21 protein-coding genes, 1 tRNA gene and 1 pseudogene are annotated in these 21,131 nt (G+C 73.5%); 4 read left to right on the forward strand and 19 right to left on the reverse strand.

Annotation, left to right across the window (positions count from 1 at the left end; genetic code table 11):
- Positions 1 to 42 precede the first annotated feature (42 nt).
- Both M8C17_RS26695 and M8C17_RS26700 read right to left on the reverse strand, forming a co-directional pair.
- Complete coding sequence (locus M8C17_RS26695) at positions 43 to 1,413, reverse strand: cystathionine beta-synthase (RefSeq protein ID WP_252419312.1); 1,371 nt, start codon at positions 1,411 to 1,413, stop codon at positions 43 to 45.
- A 72-nt stretch (positions 1,414 to 1,485) separates the two neighbouring features.
- Positions 1,486 to 1,842 (reverse strand): YkvA family protein, encoded by a 357-nt coding sequence (locus tag M8C17_RS26700; RefSeq protein ID WP_252419313.1) that lies wholly within the window; start codon positions 1,840 to 1,842, stop codon positions 1,486 to 1,488.
- A gap of 150 nt (positions 1,843 to 1,992) precedes the next feature.
- On the opposite strand from M8C17_RS26700, the pseudogene M8C17_RS26705 reads away from it, so the two are divergent.
- From M8C17_RS26705 to M8C17_RS26715, 3 genes and pseudogenes are all read left to right on the forward strand, one after another.
- Positions 1,993 to 3,059: pseudogene (locus M8C17_RS26705) on the forward strand (SGNH/GDSL hydrolase family protein); the annotation flags it as partial.
- Positions 3,042 to 3,854 carry an SGNH/GDSL hydrolase family protein gene (locus M8C17_RS26710; RefSeq protein ID WP_252419343.1) on the forward strand — a complete coding sequence of 271 codons (813 nt, stop codon included), beginning with the start codon at positions 3,042 to 3,044 and terminating at the stop codon, positions 3,852 to 3,854. The pseudogene M8C17_RS26705 and the gene M8C17_RS26710, both read left to right, overlap by 18 nt.
- Positions 3,855 to 3,921: 67 nt before the next feature.
- Positions 3,922 to 5,184 carry an acetyl-CoA C-acetyltransferase gene (locus M8C17_RS26715; RefSeq protein ID WP_252419314.1) on the forward strand — a complete coding sequence of 421 codons (1,263 nt, stop codon included), beginning with the start codon at positions 3,922 to 3,924 and terminating at the stop codon, positions 5,182 to 5,184.
- A gap of 7 nt (positions 5,185 to 5,191) precedes the next feature.
- Here M8C17_RS26715 and M8C17_RS26720 read toward each other — a convergent pair whose 3' ends face one another.
- The 4 genes from M8C17_RS26720 to M8C17_RS26735 form a co-directional block, all read right to left on the reverse strand.
- Complete coding sequence (locus M8C17_RS26720) at positions 5,192 to 5,512, reverse strand: hypothetical protein (RefSeq protein WP_252419315.1); 321 nt, start codon at positions 5,510 to 5,512, stop codon at positions 5,192 to 5,194.
- A gap of 46 nt (positions 5,513 to 5,558) precedes the next feature.
- Complete coding sequence (locus M8C17_RS26725) at positions 5,559 to 6,317, reverse strand: Bax inhibitor-1/YccA family protein (RefSeq protein WP_252419316.1); 759 nt, start codon at positions 6,315 to 6,317, stop codon at positions 5,559 to 5,561.
- A gap of 144 nt (positions 6,318 to 6,461) precedes the next feature.
- Positions 6,462 to 7,277, reverse strand: a complete 816-nt coding sequence (locus M8C17_RS26730) for a Bax inhibitor-1/YccA family protein (protein ID WP_252419317.1) — start codon at positions 7,275 to 7,277, stop codon at positions 6,462 to 6,464.
- Positions 7,278 to 7,381: 104 nt separating this feature from the next.
- Positions 7,382 to 7,465, reverse strand: a tRNA-Leu gene (locus tag M8C17_RS26735).
- 101 nt (positions 7,466 to 7,566) lie between these two features.
- On the opposite strand from M8C17_RS26735, the gene M8C17_RS26740 reads away from it, so the two are divergent.
- Complete coding sequence (locus M8C17_RS26740) at positions 7,567 to 9,417, forward strand: hypothetical protein (protein WP_252419318.1); 1,851 nt, start codon at positions 7,567 to 7,569, stop codon at positions 9,415 to 9,417.
- A gap of 69 nt (positions 9,418 to 9,486) precedes the next feature.
- Here M8C17_RS26740 and M8C17_RS26745 read toward each other — a convergent pair whose 3' ends face one another.
- The 13 genes from M8C17_RS26745 to M8C17_RS26805 form a co-directional block, all read right to left on the reverse strand.
- Complete coding sequence (locus M8C17_RS26745; RefSeq protein WP_252419319.1) at positions 9,487 to 10,818, reverse strand: NAD(P)/FAD-dependent oxidoreductase; 1,332 nt, start codon at positions 10,816 to 10,818, stop codon at positions 9,487 to 9,489.
- Positions 10,819 to 10,921: 103 nt separating this feature from the next.
- Positions 10,922 to 11,485 carry a hypothetical protein gene (locus M8C17_RS26750; protein WP_252419320.1) on the reverse strand — a complete coding sequence of 188 codons (564 nt, stop codon included), beginning with the start codon at positions 11,483 to 11,485 and terminating at the stop codon, positions 10,922 to 10,924.
- 28 nt (positions 11,486 to 11,513) lie between these two features.
- On the reverse strand, positions 11,514 to 12,974 hold the full coding sequence (locus M8C17_RS26755) for a DUF58 domain-containing protein (RefSeq protein ID WP_252419321.1): 1,461 nt from the start codon (positions 12,972 to 12,974) through the stop codon (positions 11,514 to 11,516).
- A complete protein-coding gene (locus tag M8C17_RS26760; protein WP_252419322.1) occupies positions 12,974 to 13,981 on the reverse strand; it encodes a MoxR family ATPase in 1,008 nt (335 codons plus the stop codon). The genes M8C17_RS26755 and M8C17_RS26760 overlap by 1 nt, the downstream gene beginning before the upstream one ends.
- Complete coding sequence (locus M8C17_RS26765) at positions 13,981 to 14,565, reverse strand: hypothetical protein (RefSeq protein ID WP_252419323.1); 585 nt, start codon at positions 14,563 to 14,565, stop codon at positions 13,981 to 13,983. The genes M8C17_RS26760 and M8C17_RS26765 overlap by 1 nt, the downstream gene beginning before the upstream one ends.
- Positions 14,562 to 15,362 carry a DUF4129 domain-containing protein gene (locus M8C17_RS26770; RefSeq protein ID WP_252419324.1) on the reverse strand — a complete coding sequence of 267 codons (801 nt, stop codon included), beginning with the start codon at positions 15,360 to 15,362 and terminating at the stop codon, positions 14,562 to 14,564. The genes M8C17_RS26765 and M8C17_RS26770 overlap by 4 nt, the downstream gene beginning before the upstream one ends.
- A gap of 20 nt (positions 15,363 to 15,382) precedes the next feature.
- A complete protein-coding gene (locus tag M8C17_RS26775; RefSeq protein WP_305884725.1) occupies positions 15,383 to 16,123 on the reverse strand; it encodes a uracil-DNA glycosylase in 741 nt (246 codons plus the stop codon).
- Positions 16,116 to 16,802 carry a dienelactone hydrolase family protein gene (locus M8C17_RS26780; protein WP_252419325.1) on the reverse strand — a complete coding sequence of 229 codons (687 nt, stop codon included), beginning with the start codon at positions 16,800 to 16,802 and terminating at the stop codon, positions 16,116 to 16,118. Before M8C17_RS26780 ends, M8C17_RS26775 begins: the two co-directional genes overlap by 8 nt.
- A gap of 211 nt (positions 16,803 to 17,013) precedes the next feature.
- Positions 17,014 to 17,496: a hypothetical protein gene (locus M8C17_RS26785; protein ID WP_252419326.1), complete on the reverse strand. Its 483-nt coding sequence runs from the start codon at positions 17,494 to 17,496 to the stop codon at positions 17,014 to 17,016.
- Positions 17,497 to 17,626: 130 nt separating this feature from the next.
- On the reverse strand, positions 17,627 to 18,634 hold the full coding sequence (locus tag M8C17_RS26790) for an ABC transporter permease (RefSeq protein ID WP_252419327.1): 1,008 nt from the start codon (positions 18,632 to 18,634) through the stop codon (positions 17,627 to 17,629).
- Positions 18,631 to 18,963 (reverse strand): PadR family transcriptional regulator, encoded by a 333-nt coding sequence (locus M8C17_RS26795; RefSeq protein ID WP_074316865.1) that lies wholly within the window; start codon positions 18,961 to 18,963, stop codon positions 18,631 to 18,633. Before M8C17_RS26795 ends, M8C17_RS26790 begins: the two co-directional genes overlap by 4 nt.
- Positions 18,964 to 19,043: 80 nt before the next feature.
- Entirely contained in the window at positions 19,044 to 19,973 is a 930-nt protein-coding gene (locus M8C17_RS26800) for a Ppx/GppA phosphatase family protein (RefSeq protein ID WP_252419345.1), read from the reverse strand.
- 76 nt (positions 19,974 to 20,049) lie between these two features.
- Positions 20,050 to 21,033, reverse strand: coding sequence for a helix-turn-helix transcriptional regulator (locus M8C17_RS26805; protein ID WP_252419328.1), 984 nt, complete (start codon positions 21,031 to 21,033; stop codon positions 20,050 to 20,052).
- Positions 21,034 to 21,131 lie beyond the last annotated feature (98 nt).

Genomic DNA, 21,131 nt, shown 5'->3' on the forward strand with positions numbered 1-21,131 from the left:
CTCCCCGCCCGAAGCCGGGGCGGGGAGATGGCGGAGGGTGGGTCAGCGGGCGCCGAGGTGGGCCAGAAGGTCCTGACGGGTGAGGACGCCCTTGGGCTTGCCGTCGACGAGGACCAGCGCGGCGTCGGACTTCTCCAGTAGGCCGACGGCCTCGCTGACCGGCTGACCGCCACCGATCATCGGCAGCGGGTCGCCCATGTGCCGCTCGATGGTGTCGTGCAGGTGGGCCTGGCCGGTGAAGAGCGCGTCGAGCAGGTCGCGCTCGGCGATGGAGCCGGCCACCTCGCCGGTCACCACCGGCGGCTCGGCCTTGAGCACCGGGAGCTGCGAGACCCCGTACTCCCGCATGTAGTCGATGGCGTCCCGGACCGTCTCGGTCGGGTGCACGTGCACCAGCTCGGGCAGCCCGCCCGGCTTGCCGGACAGCGCGTCGGCCACCGTCGGCTCGGTGCCGGAGTTGTCGAGGAAGCCGTACCGGGCCATCCACGAGTCGTTGAAGATCTTCGAGAGGTAGCCCCGGCCACCGTCGGGCAGCAGCACGACCACCACGTCGTCCGGGCCGGCGCGGCGGGCCACCTCCAGTGCGGCGACCACCGCCATCCCGCAGGAGCCGCCGACCAGCAGCCCTTCCTCGCGGGCCAGCCGCCGGGTCATCTCGAAGGACGCCTTGTCGGAGACCTCGACGATCTCGTCGGCCACACCCTGGTCGTACGTCTCCGGCCAGAAGTCCTCGCCGACGCCCTCCACCAGGTACGGCCGGCCGGTGCCGCCGGAGTAGACCGAGCCCTCCGGGTCGGCCCCGACGACCCGCACCCGACCGTCGGAGGCCTCCTTGAGGTACCGGCCGATGCCGGAGATGGTGCCGCCGGTGCCGACGCCCGCCACGAAGTGGGTGATCCCGCCCTCGGTCTGCTTCCACAGCTCAGGGCCGGTCGTCTCGTAGTGGGAGCGCGGGTTGGCCGGGTTGCTGTACTGGTTGGGCTTCCAGGCGCCGGGGATCTCCCGGGTCAGGCGGTCGGAGACGTTGTAGTACGAGCGCGGGTCCTCCGGCGCGACCGCGGTCGGGCAGACCACCACCTCGGCGCCGTACGCCCGGAGCACGTCCTGCTTGTCCTGGCTGACCTTGTCGGGGCAGACGAAGACACACTTGTAGCCCTTGAGCTGGGCCACCAGGGCCAGCCCGACGCCGGTGTTGCCACTGGTCGGCTCGACGATGGTGCCGCCGGGCTTGAGCAGGCCGGCGGCCTCGGCGTCCTCCACCATCCGCAGCGCGATGCGGTCCTTGACCGACCCGCCCGGGTTGACGTACTCGACCTTGGCGAGCACGGTGGCCTGGATGCCCTCGGTGACGTTACGCAGACGTACCAGCGGGGTGTTGCCGATCATGTCGACGACGTTGTCGTAGTACTGCACGGTGTGCCCTTCGTTGCGGCGCCGGCGACGGCGGCCGGGCAGACGTTTCCTCGCCGCCCAGGGTACGTGCCGTCAGGGCACCAACCCCCCGGGGATGACCGAGCTGCGTCGTGCCTCCCACTCCAGGAAGCGGTCGGTCTCGGCGAGCACGCTGCCGGCCAACCAGGTGATCATGACGGCGTCGTCGGCCAGCCCGAAGATCGCCAGTGGGATCTCCGGGAGCAGGTCGATGGGCGAGACGATGTACGCCGTCGCCGCGGTCATCAGGGCCAGCCGGAGGCCACCGTCGTACTGCCCCTTGCTGGTGGCCCGGATCATCCGGGGCAGCGCCGCCAACCGGGTACCCAGCGAGGGGCCGCCCCGCGCCCCTGCCGCCAGTGCCCGGGCCAGCGCCGTGAATGCCGCGCTGCGCTTCAGTGTCTTCCCCATCGTCGCGCTCCTCTCCGCCGGATCATGGTGGCGGGTCGGCGCAAGTTGGCCGGCCTCCTCCGGACAGGTACCCCGTCGCGTCGGTTTCCAGGCACCCGCGAGCCGTCACGACGACAGCGGCGTGTCGGGCCGGCGCGATAATCTCGCGGTATGGGGGTGGCTGGTTCCGTCGTACCCGTTGGTCCGCGTTGGCGACACGCCTGGCGGGTCGCCCGCCTGGCGGCCATCGGGACGGGCGCCACCGCGGCGGCCGTGATCGCGACCGGCGGGGTGCTGCTCGGGCAGGCCCGCCAGGCGCGGCGCACCATCCCGATGGCCGAGGCGCCTCCGCCGCGCTGCGACGGGATGTACGGCGGGAAGTTCCCCGGCCCCGCGCTCACCATGGTCGTGCTCGGCGACTCGTCGGCCGCCGGCTACGGGGTGCACCGTCGGCGGGAGACGCCCGGCGCGCTGCTCGCCACCGGCCTGTCCCGACGGCTGCACCGGCCGGTCCGGCTGCACCGCTTCGCGGTGGTCGGAGCCATCTCGGCCGCACTGCGGCACCAGGTGGAGGCCGCGCTGGACTGCCAGCCCGACATCGCGGTGATCCTCATCGGTGGCAACGACATCACCAACCGCACCCCGCAGGGGCTGGCCGTGCGCTACCTGGTCGAGGCGGTCCGCACGCTGCGCGACGCCGGCTGCGAGGTGGTCGTGGGCACCTGCCCCGACCTGGGCGCGATCCGCCCGATCCAGCCCCCGCTGCGCTGGCTGGCGCACCGGTGGAGCCGGCAGCTCGCCGCCGCCCAGACGGTGGCCGTCGTCGAGGCCGGCGGCTGGACGGTCTCCCTCGGCGACCTGCTCGGCCCCCGGTTCGCCGCCGAACCGACCCGGATGTTCGCCTGGGACCGGTTCCATCCCTCCGCCGAGGGGTACGCGGTTGCCGCCGCCGCACTGCTGCCGACGATGCTCTCCGCGCTCGGAGCGGGGCAGGAACGACGGGTCACACCGGTGCCGGGCGAGGGCGTACGGTCGCTGCCGGAGGCCGCGCAGGAGGCGGCCCGGCACGCCGGCACGGAGGTCAGCGGCACCCAGGTCCGGGGCCGCGACCGGGGGCCGGCCGGCCGGTGGGCGCAGCTGCGTCGCCGGGCGTTCTTCGGTGTCGGCGCGGTGCCGCAGCGCGGCTCCGCGGCGGACACTTCGACAGTGGAGGGACTGGCATGAACGAGCGCAGCGAGCGGGATGTGACCGCCGGCCTCCCGGGCCGACTGGGTCGGGCGGCGGCGCTCTCGCTGCTCGCCGGCACCGTGGGCGGCGCCGCCGTCCTGGCCGGTGAGGCGTTCGTCGCCCGGCACCGGCGCTACGCCCAACCGGAGCTGGGGCTGGCCCTGCGGGCCACGATCGGTCGAGCCGGCGCGCCACCGTTGCGGCTGGTGCTGCTGGGCGACTCGTCGGCGCTGGGCGTGGGCGTCGACCGGCTCGACGACACCATCGGCGGGCAGTTGGCCAACCTGCTCGCCGAGGGTCCCACCGGCCGGCGGGTGCACCTGTCCAGCGTCGGCGTCTCCGGGTCCCGCTCGACCGACCTGTCCACCCAGGTCGCGCGGGCACTGCTCGGCGAGCGGCCCGACGTGGCGCTGATCCTGATCGGTGCGAACGACGCCACCGAGCTGCGCCGGCCCGCCGAGGCGGCGGCGTACCTCGCCGCGGCGGTGCACCGGATGCGGGAGGCGCGGGTCGAGGTGGTGGTCGGCACCTGCCCCGATCTCGGTGCCGTGCGGGCGATAGCGCCTCCGCTGCGCCAGTTGGTCGCCTGGTCCGGGCGGCGGGTGGCCCGCGCGCAGACCACGGCCGTGCTGGACGCCGGCGGCACGGTGGTCGACCTGGCCACCGAGACGGGTCCGGTTTTCCGGGCCGACGCGGGAACGCTCTGCCACGACGGCTTCCACCCGTCCGCCGACGGCTACCGGGTGTGGGCGCACGCCCTGCTGCCCGCCGTCGCGGCGGCGGCAGCGGTCGCCTCCCGGCGATAGACGGGGTGACATTTCCCGCCGCGCCTGCTTCTTCCGCGCCAAGTTACCGACGCGTTAACGTTGGTTCATGCCGATTGAGTCGTCCCGCGACGCCGTCATCGTCGCCACCGCCCGCTCCCCCATCGGCCGGGCGCACAAGGGGTCCCTGCGCGACGTCCGCTCCGACGACCTCGCCGCGACCATCGTCCAGGCCGCCCTGGACAAGATCCCCCAGCTCGATCCGACCACCATCGACGACCTCTACCTCGGGTGCGGCCTGCCCGGCGGCGAGCAGGGCTTCAACATGGGCCGCGTGGTGGCCACCCTGCTCGGGCTGGACACCGTGCCCGGTGCCACGCTGACCCGCTACTGCGCCTCCTCGTTGCAGACCACCCGGATGGCCATGCACGCGATCCGCGCCGGCGAGGGCGACGTGTTCGTCTCCGCCGGTGTGGAGATGGTCTCCCGGTACGCCCGGGGCAGCTCCGACGGGCTACCGCCCGACGCGCAGGCGCTGGTCGGCGGTGGCTGGGAGAACCCGCGCTTCGCGGCTGCCGGCGAGCGCTCGAAGCGCCGCGCGCAGGGCGGCGCCGAGGTGTGGACCGACCCGCGCGACTCCGGCGAGCTGCCGGACATCTACCTGACCATGGGGCAGACCGCCGAGAACCTGGCCCAGGTGTACGACGTCACCCGTGCCGACATGGACGAGTTCGGCGTCCGCAGCCAGAACCTCGCCGAGAAGGCCATCGCCGACGGCTTCTGGGCACGGGAGATCACCCCGGTCACCACGCCCGACGGCACGGTGGTGAGCACCGACGACGGCCCGCGTGCCGGCGTCACCCTCGACGCGGTCGCCGGCCTGAAGCCGGTGTTCCGTCCGGACGGCCGCATCACCGCCGGCAACTGCTGCCCGCTCAACGACGGCGCCGCCGCCGTCGTGGTGATGAGCGCCCAGCGGGCCGAGGAGCTGGGGCTGACCCCGCTGGCCCGGATCGTCTCCACCGGCGTGACCGCCCTGTCGCCGGAGATCATGGGTCTCGGCCCGGTCGAGGCGTCCCGGCAGGCGCTGCGGCGCGCTGGCATGACCATCGACGACGTCGACCTGGTCGAGATCAACGAGGCGTTCGCCGCGCAGGTCATCCCCTCCTACCGGCAGCTGGGCATCCCGGAGGAGAAGCTGAACGTGATGGGCGGCGCCATCGCGGTCGGCCACCCGTTCGGCATGACCGGCGCACGCATCACCGGCACCCTGCTCAACGCGCTGGAGTGGCACGACAAGACCATCGGTCTGGAGACCATGTGCGTCGGCGGCGGCCAGGGCATGGCCATGGTGCTGGAGCGGCTCAGCTGAGTCGACGTCAGAGCGCGCTGCGGGTCGCCGTCACCTCGGCGGCGGCCCGCGCCAGCGCCTCGGCGTCCGCTCCGGCGGCGAGCAGGTCCGCCGTCACCACCCGCACCTGATCGGGCAGGGCCAGGTCGTTGTCCAGCCGGGGCACCACCCGGCGGGGTTCCCCCTCGGCGTCGGCGGCCAGGTTGGCGATCTCCTGCACCAGCCGGTGCACCAGGTCGGCGCGGGACACGTTGCCGGTGGTCGCGACCGCCGCCCAACGCGGCTGCTGCCAGTGCCCGACCTGACGGACCAGCAACCGCACGGCCTGATCCAACTCCGCTGCGCTCATCGCCGCCGAGTCTACGGCCGGCACTGCGCACGCCGTGTCGGGCCGGTCAGCGGCGCAGGTAGCTGAGCAGCCGCAGCAACTGCCAGTAGAGGAAGACCAACCCGGTGAGCAGGCCGAACGCGCTCAGCCACGCGTACCGGCGGGGTCGGCCGTCGCGCACCGAGCGCTCGACGAGGTCGAAGTCGAGGATGAAGCTGAACGCGCCGGCGATGATGGCCACCACCGAGAAGGCGTACGGCAGCCAGCCGACCTCCCCGCTGACGCTGTACACCGCCAGCCCGGGCCGCCCGGAGATCAGGTACGACACGAGATTGACCACGCTGAGCACGGCGATGCCGAGCAGCGTGCCGATCACCAGACGGGCCAGCCGGGGCGTCGCCCGGATCACCCGCGCCCGGTAGAGCGCCGCCATCCCGAGGAAGACGCCGAAGGTGCCGGCCACCGCCTGCACCACGATGCCCGGATAGACCTGCTCGAAGGTGCGGCTCGCCACCCCCAACAGCAGGCCCTGGAGCACGGCGTAGCCGACGATCGGCACCGGGTTGGTGATGCCGCGCAGCGAGATGACCAGGACCAGCGCGATCGAGGCGAGCGCGCTGCCGGCCAGCGCGGCGGGCAGCCAGGCCGCCTGGGGCACCACCGCCCAGGACACGGCCGCGGCCGCGCCGGTGATGAGCAGCAACCCGACGGTACGCACCACCACGTCGTCGACGCTCATCGGCTCGACGTCGCGGGCGCCGAGCACCCGGGCCTCCACCCGGCTGGTCTCGTCAAGCCGGTTGAGCACCGGGTTGTTGCTGCGCACCGCCGCCTCCTTCTCCCGCGTACCCCTCGCAGTCACTCTGCCCCGGGCGGACCGGCGGCGGCGGGGAAACGGCACGGCCGGCGCAGACGACGGCGCCCGCCACCGCGGAAGCGGGGCGGGCGCCGGTCAGTAGCGCGGACGAGGTCAGTCGTCGCCCTGGAAGTAGCTCAGCAGTCGCAGGATCTCGATGTAGAGCCACACCAGGCTGACCAGGATGCCGAAGGCGGCCGTCCAGGAGTAGCGCTGCGGCAGGCCCATCCGGACGCCGTCCTCGATCTCCTTGAAGCTGAGCACGAAGCTCAGCGACGCGACCACGATGCAGACCAGGCTGAAGCCGATGGCCAGCGGGCTGCCGTCGCGCAGGCCGGTGTTGACGCCGAACAGGGCCAGCACCAGGTTGATCAGCATGACCGCGAAGAGGCCGGTCATCACCGCGATCATGCCCTTGACGAAGGCCGGGGTGGCCCGGATGACCTTCGCCCGGTAGAGCATCGCCATCAGGAAGAAGATGCCGAAGCTGGCCGCGGCGGCCTGGAGCACGATGCCGTCGAACGCCGACTCGAACGCCTTGCTGACCATGCCGACGAAGACACCCTCGACGACCGCGTACGTGATGACCAGCGCCGGGTTGGCCATCCGGGAGAACGAGATGATCAGGCCGAGCACCAGACCGACGACCGCCGCGCCGATCCAGGCGGCACCGACCAGCGCGTCGGGCACGAGCACCCAGGCGGCCGCGGCGGAGATGCCGAGGATGCCGAGCAGGGCGACGGTCTTGACCACGACGTCGTCGACGGTCATGGGCGCCACGGTGGGCGGCGCGGCCGGGTAGCCGGCCTGGGACGGGTACTGCTGGGGAATACCGGGCTGTCCGTACGGCCCGGTCGGGGCGTACCCGGCGGAACGCTCCCGCTCGGCCGCCTGGCCGAGCCGGGCGAGCACCGGGTTCGAGGTCTTCACTGTCTGGCCTCCCTCAGGGGGTCGTTTGCACGTGAACGTGCCCTCCAAGAGTAAACGGCCGGAACAACTCCTGGTGATCACGAATGAGAATGGGCCGCGCTGGCTGGTGCCCGGGGCGGGGGTCGAACCCGCACGCCTTGCGGCAGCCGCTTTTAAGGCGGCCGTGTCTGCCGTTCCACCACCCGGGCGGGTGGCACCGGCGCGCCGACACGCACGGTGCAGTGTCACCGTAGCCGGTCGATGGTGACCCGGCGTACCCCGTGGGCCGGGCCGCACTAGGGTCGATGGCGTGAGCAGCGCAGCCCCCACGGCCCCCGACGCCGCCCCTGAGCAGGCATTCCGCCGCTCCGATCAGATCAACCGCCGAGCCTGGGCCGTCCGGCTGCTGGCCGCCGTCCGCCGGCACCGGGCGGACCTGCTGGTCGCCCTGTTCTTCACTCTGCTGGCCGGCTGGCTGACCCACGGGCTGTGGCCCGACCCGGCCGGCCGGGTCATGGCGCTCAATCCCGAGGACCAGGCCCTCTACGAGTGGTTCCTGGCGGTCGACGCGCGAGCACTGCTCGGTGACTTCAGCCTGCTCACCGACCGGCTCAACGCCCCCGACGGGGTCAACCTGATGGCCAACACCACGGTCATCGCGCTCGGCATCGTCTGCGCACCGGTCACCCTGCTGCTCGGCGCACCGGTCACCTTCGCGCTGCTGGCCGCCGTCAACCTGGCCGGCACCGCCGTCGCCTGGTATCTGCTGTTCCGCCGGGCGCTGCGTGCCCGCCGGCTCGCCGCCGCACTCGGCGGAGGGCTCTGCGGTTTCGGCCCGGGCATGATCTCGCAGACCAACAGCCACCTGCACATGACCGCCCAGTGGCTGGTGCCGGTGATCGTCTGGCTGGTCGTCCGACTGCTGCGGGCGTCCGACCCGGGGCCCACGTCGCCGACCAGCCCGAACGGGACCGGGCTGGACCGCCGCCGGATGTTCAGCTCGGCCGCCGGGCTGGCCGCCGCGGTCACCGCGCAGGTCTTCATCGGCGAGGAGGTGCTCTTCCTCGCCGCCGTCACACTGCTGGTGATGGCGATCAGCTACGGCGTGGCCGACCGGGACCTGGCCCGACGGGCGCTGCCCGGCTTCGCCGCCGGGCTGGCGGTCGCCGCCGGGCTCGCACTGCTGGTGCTCGGGTACCCGCTGTGGTTCCAGTTCGCCGGGCCGCAGGGCGTCGCCGACGGGATGTTCAGCCCGGCCTACTTCTCGGCCGACCTCAGCAGCTGGTGGACGGTCTCGCCGTTGTCGGTGGCCGGGAGCGACGAGTCCGCCCGGCTGACCACCGGCCCGGCCGAGTACAACACCTTCCTGGGCTGGCCGCTGCTGCTGGTCGCGGCGGTGTGCGCGATCTGGGCGGGACGGCGCCGGCTGGTGTTCGCCTGCGTCGCGGCCGCGCTGGTGATGGGCGCGCTCTCGCTCGGCCCGGAGGTGGTGCTCGGCGGCACCAGGACGGCGCTGCCCGGCCCGTACGCCCTGCTGGCCGGGCTGCCGGTGGTGGACGGCGCGCTGCCGATGCGGTTCGGTCTGGCGCTGCTCCCGATCGTCGCGACGCTGCTGGTGCTGGCCGTCGACCGGGCACTCGGGAGCACCGGTCGGGCCCGACGGCTGGTGCCGGCGGCCGTCGCCGTGGCCCTGCTGCCGATCATCCCCACCCCCCTGCCGACCGCCGACCGACCCGCCGTGCCGGAATTCATCACCGGCGGGCACTGGCGGCAGTGCGTCCGCCCCGGCGGGGTGCTGGTCCCGGTGCCGCTGCCCACGCCCAAGGAGCCGTGGCCGATGCGCTGGGCGGCCGCCGCCAACGCCGGGTTCGGCCTTCCCGAGGGGTTCTTCATCGGCCCGTACGGCCGGGGCGGCACCGCGGCGATGGGCACGTTCAAGCAGCCCACCTCGGCCCTGCTGGCCGACGTGGCGCGGCGCGGCGACCAGCCGGCCATCGGCGACGAGCAGCGCCGGCAGGCCGCCCGGGACGCCGACTTCTGGGGCGCCTCCTGTGTGGCGCTGGCCGACGACGCGCCGCACGCGGACAGCCTGCGCGCCACCCTGGAGCAGCTCTACGGCCCCGCCACCCGGATCGCGGACGCCTGGATCTGGCGGGTCTGACCCGCACGCCGAACAGGGCCCCTCACGGCACCGGGGTCGGTGCGGCGGGGGCCCTGCTCGTCGATCGGGTCAGACGCGGGGGGCGCCGACCGGCTGGGACGCCTCAACGAACTCCTCGCGCGGGTCGTGCAGCTGGCCCAGGGCGACCACCTCGCGCTTGAGGAAGAACGCCAGCGACCAGTCCACCACCACCCGGACCTTGCGGTTGAACGACGGGATCCGGCTCATGTGGTACGTGCGGTGCATGAACCAGGCCGGCCAGCCGGTCATCTTGATGCCGTACACCTGGGCGACGCCCTTGTGCAGGCCGAGGCTGGCCACGCTGCCGACGTGCTTGTGCTTGTAGTTGACCGGCTCGCGGCCCCGGATCACCGCCGCGATGTTGTCGGCCATCCGGGCGGCCTGGCGGACCGCGTGCTGCGCGCTCGGCGAGCAGAAGTTGCCCGGCTCCTTGGTCAGGTCCGGCACGGCGGCGCAGTCGCCGGCGCTCCACGCGCCCTCGACCACCCGGTCACCGTCGACCACCTGAAGGGTGGGCAGGCAGGTGACGCGCCGCCGGTCGTCGCGCGGGAAGTCCGTGGCGTCCAGCATCGGCGACGGCTTCACACCGGCCGTCCAGACGATCGTGTCGGAGCGGAAGGTGTCCCCGTCGGAGAGCTTGACCACCCCGTCGACGCAGGACTCCAGACGGGTGTCCAGCCGGATGTCCATGTTGCGCTTGAGCAGCTGCTGCACCGTGTAGGCGCCCATGTCCCGGTCCACCTCGGGCAGCACCCGCTGGGTGGCCTCGACCAGCACCCAGCGCATGTCCTCCGGCTTCAGCTCCGGGTAGTAGCGCAGGGCGTCGCGGGCCATGTCCTCCATCTCGGCGAGCGCCTCGATGCCGGCGTAGCCACCACCGACGAACGTGAAGGTCAACGCCGACCGGCGGACCTCCGGGTCCGGGGTGACGGCCGCGACGTCCAGCCGGTCCAACACGTGGTTGCGGAGGTAGATCGCCTCGCCGATGGTCTTGAACCCGATGCCCTGCTCGTGCAGGCCGGGGATCGGCAGCGTCCGGGACACCGAACCGGGGGCCACGATCACGTGGTCGTACGTGATCTCCCGGGCCGGACCGATGATCGGCTGGACGGTGGCCACCTTGCGATCGTGCTCGATCCGCGTGACCGTGCCCGCCACCACCTTGCACCGGCGCAACTCCCGCCGCAGCGGCACCACAGAGTGCCGCGGGGAGATGTTGCCCGCCGCCGCCTCAGGCAGGAACGGCTGGTACGTCATGTGCGGCTGGGGGTCAACCACCATGACCTCAGCCTCACGGGAGCTGAGCTTCTTCGACAGGCGCAGGGCAGCGTAGAGACCGACGTGCCCGGCACCCACCACAAGGATCCGCTTCGGATTCACGTCATCTATCTTTCCCCGGCCGGCTCAGGTAATCCCGCTCGCGCCCCCCATCTGTGACGGAGCACAACCCCTGTGACCTGCGTAACCCCGCTGTCCCGCCGGTCTACCTGCGTCGCAGCAGCCAGCCCAGCAACGCGGCGGTCCCCACCGCCACCAGCAGCCCCAGCACGGTGACCCACTGGTGGCCGGTCTCGCCGCCCAGCCCGGCGACCTGCAACAGCAGCACCCCCAGCACCGCGGTACCCAGCAGCACCGCGGCCGCCCGCAACAACCAGCGGGTGATCAGCTCCGGGTCGACCACCCCGTCGTACGGCAGCAGCGCGGCCAGCGCACACAGGGTGTGCGCCAGGTAGAGCAGGGCGGCGAGGGCGAGCAGCCGCCACAGCGCCACCGGCCGGCCGTACCCGTCGGTGGCGAGGAGCCAGCCACCGACCGTGACCAGCGCCGCGAAGGTCGGCCAGACCCGGCGCGGGCCCACGGCGGGCAGCAACGCGGCCACCGCCATGAAGAGGAGCGGCCGGCCGGTCAGCACCTCGGCGGGGAACGCCAGCGCGAACCCGGCCAGCACGGTGACGAAGATCCCGGCCCGGACCAGGAGCGGGGCGGGGCTGACCCGGGCGAGGGCGTCCTGAGCCGCCCGGACCCGGACGGCGACGGTGTCGATCATGTCTGCCCGCCCTCGTCGTTCGCGTCTTTCACCGGCCACCGACCCTCGGGGCCGTGGCCAACCGGGCAACATCGCGCAGCACCTGGTCGAGGCTGCCGGCGCCGGCCCACCGCACCACCGGCACGCCGTGCTCACGGAGCTGCCCGATCATGGTCTCCCGGTCCAGCCGCCACAGCCGGTACGCCACCTCGGCCCACCCCCGGTCCTTCGGCGGCGTCAGGTCGGTCGGCAGCGTGTCGACCGCCACCACGAAACGCCCGGCGCGGGCCAACCGGGCCAGCATCTGCGCCGACCGCTCGTCCAGCAGCGGGGTGAGCACCACCACCAGCGCGTCCGAGGAGAGCTGCTGCGGGCCGAACACCTGGTCGTACGGCTCGTGGGGGGAGGAGTCGGCGCGCACGTCGAGCAGCCACTCCAGCACCGTCAGGTACTGCCGGCGGCCGGCGGCCGGGCGCAGCCGGCGGGCTCCCGGGCCGTACTCCAGCAGCGAGACCCGGTCGCCGCGGTGCAGGTAGTGCTCGGCGATCGCGGCGGTGGCCCGCACGGTGGTGTCCAGCACCGAGGCGGCGCCACCCACCCCGCCGGACCGGCCGGCCTCGGCGAGCACGTCGAGCAGCACCACCACCTCCGCGTCCCGGTCGGAGAGGGTCGCCGCCACATGCAACTGCCGGGCGCGCAGCGAGACCCGCCAGTCGATGCGACGCAGTCGGTCGCCGGGGGCGAAGATCCGGACACCGGCCAACTCGCCGCCCTCGCCCGGCCGGCGCGAGTGGTGCGCCCCGACCAGGCCTGCGGCCCGGGGCATCGCCTCCACCGCCTCGAACGGCTCGGTACGCGGATAGACCCGCACCCCGACCGGCTCCGTGATCACCGCCCGGGAGACGAGCAGGCCACCCGCCGTGGCGACCCGGGCACCGGCCGGACCCACGGGATGCCGGCCCCAGCGCAGTGCACGGCCGGCCAGTTCCAGGTCGACCGCCGCGGCGGTCGGCACCGAGGTCACGAACGGCCGGTCGGCCACGGGTCGGCCGCCGCCACCGACTGCCGGTGTCACACGGTCGGCCGGTGCCGCACCGGTTGCCGGCGTCGCACCGGTTGCCGGAGTGTCGCCGTCGCGTGCGAAGCCAGCCCGTTCGATCCGCAGCCACGGCGAGACCCGGGACCGCAGCACCACCAGGTCGTAGTCGACCGTGTCCGGGTTGCCGACGCTCACCGCCGCCGTCACCTCGCCGCCCTCGACCAGCGGCCCGTCGTCACCGGGCGTGATCCAGACCTGCGGCAACGCGGTGGGCCGACGACGCAGCGCGTACGCGGTGCCCAGCGCGAACGGGGCCGCCAGCACGATCAGGTCGACCCGGCCCAGCAGCACCCCCGCCACCAGCAGCAGGCCCGCGAGCAGCACCGCCCGGCCGAGCGCCCAGGTGGGCGCCCAGCCGGCGGCCGGCTCGGGCTCCGGCTCGACGGGTCGCGGCACGGTCGGTCCGGTCATCAGTGCCGGGGCCCGCCGGCGGCGTAGCTGGGCAGCGCGCCGCTGGCCGGCGCGGGAGTCGCCTCCAGTACCTCGCCGACCACGAACGCCGGGTCGACCCGGCGCAGCCACATCTCGGGGCGCAGGGTGATCCGGTGGGCCAGCGCGGGCGCCGCCACCTCCTTGACGTCCTCCGGCACCACGTAGTCCCGACCGCCGAACACCGCGCGTACGCGGGCCAGCAGCAGCAGCGCCAACGAGCCACGCGGCGAGGCGCCGACCAGCACCGACGGGTGCTCCCTGGTGGCCGCGGTGAGGGACACGATGTAGCGACCGATCGAGTCCTCCACCACCACGTCCTCCAGGGCGGCCTGCATCGCCCGCAGGGTGGACGCGTCGACCACCGGCTTGATGTCCGCCTCCTCGCGGCGGCGGCTCATCCGGCGGCGCAGCACCTCCCACTCCTCGTCGTGCTGCGGGTAGCCGAACGAGACCCGGAGCAGGAACCGGTCCAGCTGCGCCTCGGGCAGCGGGTAGGTGCCCTCGTACTCGATGGGGTTGGCGGTGGCCAGCACGTGGAACGGCTCGTCCAGCTTGTACGTCACCCCCTCCACCGAGACCTGCTTCTCCTGCATCGCCTCCAGCAGGGCGGACTGGGTCTTCGGCGGCGTCCGGTTGATCTCGTCGGCGAGGAGCAGGTTGGTGAACACCGGGCCGGCCCGGAAGGTGAAGTCGCCGTTGCGCTGGTCGTAGAGGAACGAGCCGGTGACGTCGGCGGGGAGCAGGTCGGGAGTGAACTGCAGGCGGCGGAAGTCCAGACCGAGCGCCTGGGCGAAGGAGCGCGCGGTGAGCGTCTTGCCCAGCCCGGGCAGGTCCTCCAGCAGCACGTGCCCACCGGCCAGGATGCCGGCGAGGACCAGCTCCAACGCGTCCCGCTTGCCGACCACGACGGTTCCGACCGCGTCCAGGACCGCCCGCGCCAGGTGGCCGACCTCGGCGGCGGGCATGCTCCGGTCCACGTCGTTCATCAGATCTTCTCCAGTTCGGCGACGATCGCCGCGACGTCGCGCGGCGACGGGGGGCGGCGGGAGGGGGTGGCGAGGAAGCGCCAGAGCTGGTCACCGAGCAGTGCCCGGGCTCGGATCGGGTCGGAGTCGCGGGTGAGGCCGTGCCGCTGGCGCAACCGCTCGTCGGCCAACTCGCCGAGGCGCGGCAGGATCCGCTCGGTGAACCGCTCGCGGTTGCCCGACGACCAGTCCAGTGGCCGCTCCCAGCCGTTGATCGCCGCGCGGAGCGCGTCCCGGCTGCCCCAGTTGTAGCTGCCGTCCTCCTCACCCGTGGGGATCCGGGCGGCGGGCGGCGGTGGAGGTGGCGGCGCGAGCAGGGCGGTCACCCGGCGCACAGCCAGCACGGCGAGCACCCCGGCGACCAGCACGGGCAACGAGACCTTCAGGCCGATCGCGCGGAGGCCGACGAGCAGCACCACGACGACGGCGGCGGCGATCGCGAGCGAGCGCAGCGCGGGGCCCACTCGGGAGCCGCGCGCCCGCGGACCTTCCGGCGCCGGCTCCTCCTCGAAGGCGAGCAGGTCGTCGATGCTGGTGCTGCTCACGAGAGCACCTGCGGGTCGGGAGCCACCGCGGCCAGTTCGTGGCGCAACCGGCGCAGCGCGGCACGGGCCTGGTCGCGGGTGCGCTCGTCGACCGGGCGGGTGGCGTACCGGGCCTCGCGGTAGACGTGCGCGAACTCCGCCAGCACCTCGGTGCTGACGATCGCCGGCACCCCGGCCGACGGGTCGCCGCGCAGCAGCCGGCTGACCAGGTCGGTGGGGGTGTCTCCGGCCCGCCGGGGCACACCGGCGGCGCCGGCGGCCTCCTCCAGGCGCACCCAGCAGGCGATCACCGCCACCCGGGGATCGGTGGCCTGGTCGTCGAGTTCCACCAGCCCGGCGTCGAGGGCGGCGACGACCTCCCGGGCGGTGCCCTCGGCCGTACGCCGGGACCACTGTGCGGGCAGCGAACGGGTGGCCCGGCGGCGGCGGAGACCCCGCAGCAGAATCCAGCCGAGGTAGCCGAGCGCCGCGAGGATGGCCAGCCCGAGCAGCACCATCGCCACCGTCGCGATCCACTGCGGGATGTGCGCCTGGGTGGCCTCGCCGGCGTCGCGCGGTTCGACCGGGATCGACGGCGGCGGCTCGGCGGTCGGGTACTCGGGAACCCAGGGGACCTGCTCCACCGGCGGGATCCGGCTGGCCCCGATCGACGAGTGCGCGGCGGCGAGCGTGGCCCCGACGAGCAGAGCGGCGACCGCGCCCACCGGCCACCAGCGGCGGAGCAGGCCGAGCGCCGGGCGCAACACACCCGCCTCGGCGACGGGGGACGGCGTGGGCGGGCGCGTTCCGTCCGTCATCGCCACCACCCCACGCGGTCTCAGTCCACTCCGGCCAGCTGCTTGGCCCGACCGAAGACGTCGTCCAGCATCGCTGGTGTCAGCCGCCCGGTGAAGGTGTTCTGCTGGCTGACGTGGTAGCAGCCGAGCAGTTCCGGTGCGGCCGTGCCGGACCAGTGTGCCCCATGGCCGAACGCCGGTCGCGGGCTGGGCGGGCGCTGCCCGTACACCTGGTGTAGCACCGGCCACCACGCTGCCCACGCGAACGCACCCAGCGCGACCACGACGCGCAGGGTGGGCCGGATCAGCGTGACCTCCCGGTGCAGCCAGGGCGCGCAGGTGTCCCGTTCCTCGGGTGTGGGCTTGTTGTCCGGCGGGGCGCACCGGACGGCCGCGAAGATCCGGGTGTCGCGCAGGGCCAGCCCGTCGTCGGCGGCGACGCTGGTCGGCTGGTTGGCGAGGCCGGCCCGGTGCAGGGCGGCGAAGAGCACGTCACCGGAACGGTCACCGGTGAAGATCCGGCCGGTGCGGTTGCCGCCGTGCGCGGCGGGCGCCAACCCCAGGATGGCGATCCGCGCGTCGGCGGTGCCGAGGCCCGGGACCGGGCGACCCCAGTACTCCTGGTCGCGGAAGGCGGCCCGGCGGGTGCGGGCCACCTCCTCCCGCCACCGGACCAGCCGGGGGCAGGCGAAACAGTCGCTCACCGCGGCGTCGAGGTCCGGCAGGTCGGTCGCCCGCGCGGCGCGGGCGACCACCTGCCGCGGGGTACGGGGCTCAGCCAAGCTTGGCCCGGAAGAGTTCCAGGGTGCGTGCCCAGGCGCTGGCGGCGGCGCGCTGGTCGAACGCCTCGGGCCGGTCGTCGTTGAAGAACGCGTGCGAGGTGCCCGGGTAGTCGTAGAGGTGGCAGGTGCCACCGGCCTCCTCGATGGCCCGGCGGGCGGTCTGCACGCCCTCGGCGGTCGAGGTGCCGTCCTCTTCGGAGCAGTGGATGACGGCGGCCTTGCCGGCGTAGTCGACCCACTCGGGGCGCATCGACTCCCACGGCAGCACGGGGTAGAAGCCCGCGGTGGCGACGATCCGCTCGGAGAGGGTCGCCGACCAGAGGGCCAGGCTGCCGCCCGCGCAGAAGCCCACCGCACCGACCTTGCCGGTGACCTCCGGTCGCCCGGCGAGATAGTCGGCCGCCCCGGCGATGTCCTTGGCCGCCTCGTCCATCCGCATGGCCAGCAGCAGCCGCTGCGCCTCGTCCGGCTCGCTCGTGGTCTCGCCGTGGTAGAAATCCGGTGCCAGGGCGACGAAGCCGGCCTCGGCGAACCGGTCCGCCACCGATCGGATGTGCGGGACCAGGCCCCACCACTCCTGGATGACGATGACGGCGGGGCTGGCCAGACCGCTGGCGGGTATCGCGAGATACCCCTCGCTGCTGCCCCCGTTGCTGCGGTAGCTCACCATCTCGCCCATCGGCCGTCCTCCTAGCGGTCAGTCATCGTTGGCTGGTCGCCCAGTGGTCCTACGTGCCGGTAGCCTGCCACGCCGCGCCGCCGCCGGGAAGACGCGGGAACAGTGGCATTCACCTCCCGTTCGCCCGGCGGTGACTCCGGGTACGCCGACGGCGGCGGGGAACCATCCCCCGCCGCCGTCGTCGGTGCTGGTGCGTCTGCCGGTGCTCCGGTCAGGCCTTCTTGGTCAGGCACAGCAGGTAGCCCGTCTTGCCCGGCTTGATGCTGTAGAAGAGGTACCCCTCTTGGCCTTCCTTGAGGTACTGGTCACACGCGGTGCCGGCCTTGGCCTGGGTCTCGGTCTGCCCGTCCACCCGACCGACCACGTTGTACGCCGCGTCGGTGGAGGTGCACTCGACGACCTTGGCGCCGTTGACCTCCTCCTCCTCGGTACCGGTGATCTCGGGCAGCTCCGCGATGCAGTCGCCGGCCTTGGCGTCGGCGGTCTCGTCCTTGTTCAGGTAGTTGCCGATCGCCGAGCCGATGCCGAACTTCAGACCCGCGATCACGAGGAACACGACGATCGCGCCGATGATGCCGAGCGCCTTCTTTCCACCGGACTTCTTCGCCTCCGGCTCGCTCGGCGGCGGCGTCGCGACGGCCGGCTGGGGCGGCGCGGCGTCGGACGCGGGGGGCGGTGCGACCTGCTCTGACACGGGGGTTCCTTCCGAGGGGTTGATGAGCAGACGACACCGTAACGATCATTGATTTCCGGCGTCGTCCCGCTCGCCTCGTCCGTTCAGCCAATTCCCAGACTCGTGTGCATGATCTGGTTCACACCGTCCTTCAGCCGGTCACGGTGGGAGTCGGTTCGCCGCTCGGCGTGCTGGTGGGCGTCACGGTCGGTGGCGTCGTCGGAGTCGCCGTCGGTGCCGGGCTCGGCGTCGCGGTCGGTTCCGGGGTCGGCGTCGTCGACGGCGTCGTGGTCGCTCCGGGCGCGCCCGGAGCGCGAGGCCCGAAAGGCGCCTGGTCCGGGCAGTACGGGTACGCCCGCAGCAGTGGCTTGCCGTAGACCTCGGCGGGGTCCGCACAGTCCGGGTAGCCGAGCCGGATCGGGTCGCCGTTCTGGTCGAAGAGCCGGGCGTTCTCCACGAGCCGGCCCTCGCTGTCGTAGACGAAGACGTCCCGGATCCGGTCGTACGGGTTGTTGACCGCCGTCGGGTCGTAGCCGTACTCGTCGTAGCGCATTCGGTCCTCCGCCTGCATCAGGGCGGCGAACGCGAAGACCACCAGCACCGCACTGCCGATCTGCAGCGCCGCACGCGGCCAGCGGGTCAGCCGGGCGGAGCGGCGACCGAGCCAGATCGACGCGAGCACGAAGGCGACCAGCATGATGAGGCCGGCGAGCAGTTCGCCACCGAAGCGGGGCAGCAGGCCGAAGCTGCCGCCGGTGCTGACCACGGTGACCAGCATCGCCGCGAGGTAACCGCGCAGCACCCACCACCCGGGACGCAGCAGCCGGAGGAAGTCGCTGGCGGTCTCGTAGCCCAGCGGTGGGCCGAGCCGGGTGTCGACGGCGCGCAGCCGGCGGCGGAACCGGACCACGGTGGCGGCGACCCGCTGGTCGAGGTTGCGGGTGCTGGCCGGGGCACCGGCGGCGGCGCGCAGCTCGGCGGCGTACGCCTCGGGCTCACCCAGCCGCTCGACCAGCGTGCCGTCGGCCTCGGCGGCCACCTCGGCGAGGTGGTCGGGCAGGTCCTCGGTCAGCTCGTCGCGCCGGTTGGGCGGCAGGTCGGCCAGGGCCGCGCGGACCCGCGCCACGTAGTCGGTGATCTCCTGCTCCGTGACGGTCATGCCGCCATCCCCCGATCGTCGAGCAGACTGTCCATGGTGGTGGCGAACGAGCGCCAGAGCTTTCCGGAGCGGGTCAACTGGTCCCGCCCCGCAGCGTTGAGTGAGTAGTACTTGCGGTGCGGGCCGGATTCGCTCGGCACGACGTAGGTGGTGAGCAGGCCGGCGGCGAAGAGACGGCGCAGCGTGCCGTAGACCGAGGCGTCGCCGACCTCCTCCAGCCCGGCCTCCCGGAGTCGGCGCAGGATGTCGTAGCCGTAGCCGTCCTCCTCCCGGAGAACGGCCAGGACGGCGAGGTCGAGCACGCCCTTCAGCAACTGTGTGGTGTCCACGCATTGCACACTAGTGCGTATTGCGAAGTAGCGTCAACGCTATCGCCCAGCGCGTCCAGCCCTGCTTCACACGCCTGGCGCTACCGCAGACTCCAGGCGATGCCGTCGAGGATGTCGTGCTCCGAGGCGACCACCGACGGCATCCCGGCCCGCTCCATGATCACGCGGAGCACCAGCGCACCCGCGCCGATCACGTCGGCCCGGCCCGGATGCATCACCGGGTTCGCCAGCCGCTGCTCGCGGGTCCAGCTCAGCAGGTCCGTGGTCACCTGGGCCACCGCCTCGTACGACACCCGGGCGTGGTGGATCCGCTCCGGGTCGTACTCCCGCAGGCCCTGGGCGAGGGCGACCACGGTGGTGACCGACCCGGCGAGACCGACCAGGGTGGCCGCCTCCCGCCCGGGCACCACCGCGAGCGCCCGGTCCACCGCCGCCGCGATGTCGGCCTGCGCGGCGGCGACCTGCTCCTCCGACGGCGGGTCACCGGGCAGGTGCCGCTCGGTCATCCGGACACAGCCGATGTCCACCGAGATCGCCGCCCGCACCCCGCCGGCCCGGTCGCCGACCACGAACTCGGTGGAACCGCCACCGATGTCGACGACCAGGAACGGCTCCTTCGCGTCAGCGGGGAGCCCGCGCACCGCACCTGTGAACGAGAGCCGGGCCTCGTCGTCTCCGGTGACCACCTCCGGCGCGACCCCGAGGGTGCGCTGCACCATGTCGGTGAAGTCGGCGGCGTTGGCGGCGTCTCGGGAGGCCGAGGTGGCGCACATCCGCACCCGCTCCGCACCCAGCTTCTCGATGTCGGCGGCGTACGACGCCAGCGCCACCCGGGTCCGCTCGATCGCCTCCGGGGCCAGCCGGCCGGTCCGGTCCACGCCCTGCCCCAGCCGGACGATCTCCATGCGCCGGGTCAGGTCGACCAGCGGCGCCTGCGGCCCGGCCGACTCCTCGGGCAGGTCGGCGACCAGCAGTCGGATCGAGTTCGTCCCGCAGTCGATGGCCGCCACACGCGTCGTCACGCAGCAACCTTACGGCAGGACTGGCGGCCCCCCGGCGGCTTGTCCGGTCGGGGCGACCAGCGGATCACGCCTCCGGGCCCCCACCCAGCAGACCCGCACCGAGCGGTGTCACGTGGTGCCGGACGGCCCCACCGTCCCGCTCACTGACGATCAGGCCGGCCTCCCGCAGCGCGCTGGCGTGCTCCGAGGCCGACGAGAGACTGATCCCGACGGCCCGGGACAGCACGGTCGTGCTCAGCCCACCCTCGTCCGCGAGCCGCCGCAGCACCAGCGCCCGGGTCGCGCCCAGCAGCCGCCCGACGGGATCCGCCCCCGCCGTGGCGGCCCCGTGCGGCATCGGCGCCGGATAGACGAGCAGGACCGGGTGGCCCGGCTCGACCAGGACCCGGGGACGCGGACCGGCCAACGGGGAGGGCAGCAGGACGAGCCCGTGGCCGGTGCCGCTCACCTCCCCACCCCACCAGGTCCGTATCTCCAGCACCGGCTCCCGCCAGCGGATCGCCGGGTGCAGCCCGGCGAAGAGCCCGTCCAGCCCGTGCAGTGCCAGTCGCCGGCTGGCGCAGGTCACCTGCCGGCGGTGCGTGGACACCAGATCGCTCCAGTGCGGCGCGAGGACGGCGTCGAACCAGGTCCGTACCGCCCCACCGAACAGGTCCAGCACCTCCGGGTCGGCCGCCGCGAACCTCCGCCGTAGCGGGGTGGCGGCCGAGTGGGCGTACGCGTCGGTGACCTCGGCCCGGACCCGCCGCGCCGGCGTGGCCCGGATCGCCTCCAGACCGGCCGCCACGGACTCCAGACCGCCGAAGGGGGTGACGAAGTCCGGCAGACGACCCCGGTCGGGCAGCAGGTGGCGCAGGATCGCCGTGGCCGCCTGGGCGTCGCCCGCTCCCTCGACCGCCGCCGCCCGCTCGGCCAGAGCCGGTGCCATCGCCGCGACCGTGGGATCACGCAGCCACTGACCCGCCAGCAGCGCGGTCCCGACCGGGTGCAGCCGGTCCGCGAACCGCACCCGGCACAGGTCCGCCGGCCCGAGCTGAAGGCGAAGCATGGAAACAGCCTGCCCGCCTTCGCCCTGGACCGAAAGGGTTGATCCACGATCGGAGCGCCTCCAGTGTGGACCTCGGGTCGACGAGGGGTGGCCGACGT

Source organism: Micromonospora sp. RHAY321, assembly GCF_023896955.1.
In the GTDB taxonomy this organism is placed as follows: Bacteria; Actinomycetota; Actinomycetes; order Mycobacteriales; family Micromonosporaceae; genus Micromonospora.

Coding starts and splice junctions, on each gene's coding strand:
- M8C17_RS26700 (WP_252419313.1), bottom strand. CDS start 1,842: ATGGGGAAGACACTGAAGCGCAGCGCGGCATTCACGGCGCTGGCCCGG.
- M8C17_RS26710 (WP_252419343.1), top strand. CDS start 3,042: ATGAACGAGCGCAGCGAGCGGGATGTGACCGCCGGCCTCCCGGGCCGA.
- M8C17_RS26715 (WP_252419314.1), top strand. CDS start 3,922: ATGCCGATTGAGTCGTCCCGCGACGCCGTCATCGTCGCCACCGCCCGC.
- M8C17_RS26720 (WP_252419315.1), bottom strand. CDS start 5,512: ATGAGCGCAGCGGAGTTGGATCAGGCCGTGCGGTTGCTGGTCCGTCAG.
- M8C17_RS26750 (WP_252419320.1), bottom strand. CDS start 11,485: ATGATCGACACCGTCGCCGTCCGGGTCCGGGCGGCTCAGGACGCCCTC.
- M8C17_RS26755 (WP_252419321.1), bottom strand. CDS start 12,974: ATGACCGGACCGACCGTGCCGCGACCCGTCGAGCCGGAGCCCGAGCCG.
- M8C17_RS26760 (WP_252419322.1), bottom strand. CDS start 13,981: ATGAACGACGTGGACCGGAGCATGCCCGCCGCCGAGGTCGGCCACCTG.
- M8C17_RS26770 (WP_252419324.1), bottom strand. CDS start 15,362: ATGACGGACGGAACGCGCCCGCCCACGCCGTCCCCCGTCGCCGAGGCG.
- M8C17_RS26780 (WP_252419325.1), bottom strand. CDS start 16,802: ATGGGCGAGATGGTGAGCTACCGCAGCAACGGGGGCAGCAGCGAGGGG.
- M8C17_RS26790 (WP_252419327.1), bottom strand. CDS start 18,634: ATGACCGTCACGGAGCAGGAGATCACCGACTACGTGGCGCGGGTCCGC.
- M8C17_RS26805 (WP_252419328.1), bottom strand. CDS start 21,033: ATGCTTCGCCTTCAGCTCGGGCCGGCGGACCTGTGCCGGGTGCGGTTC.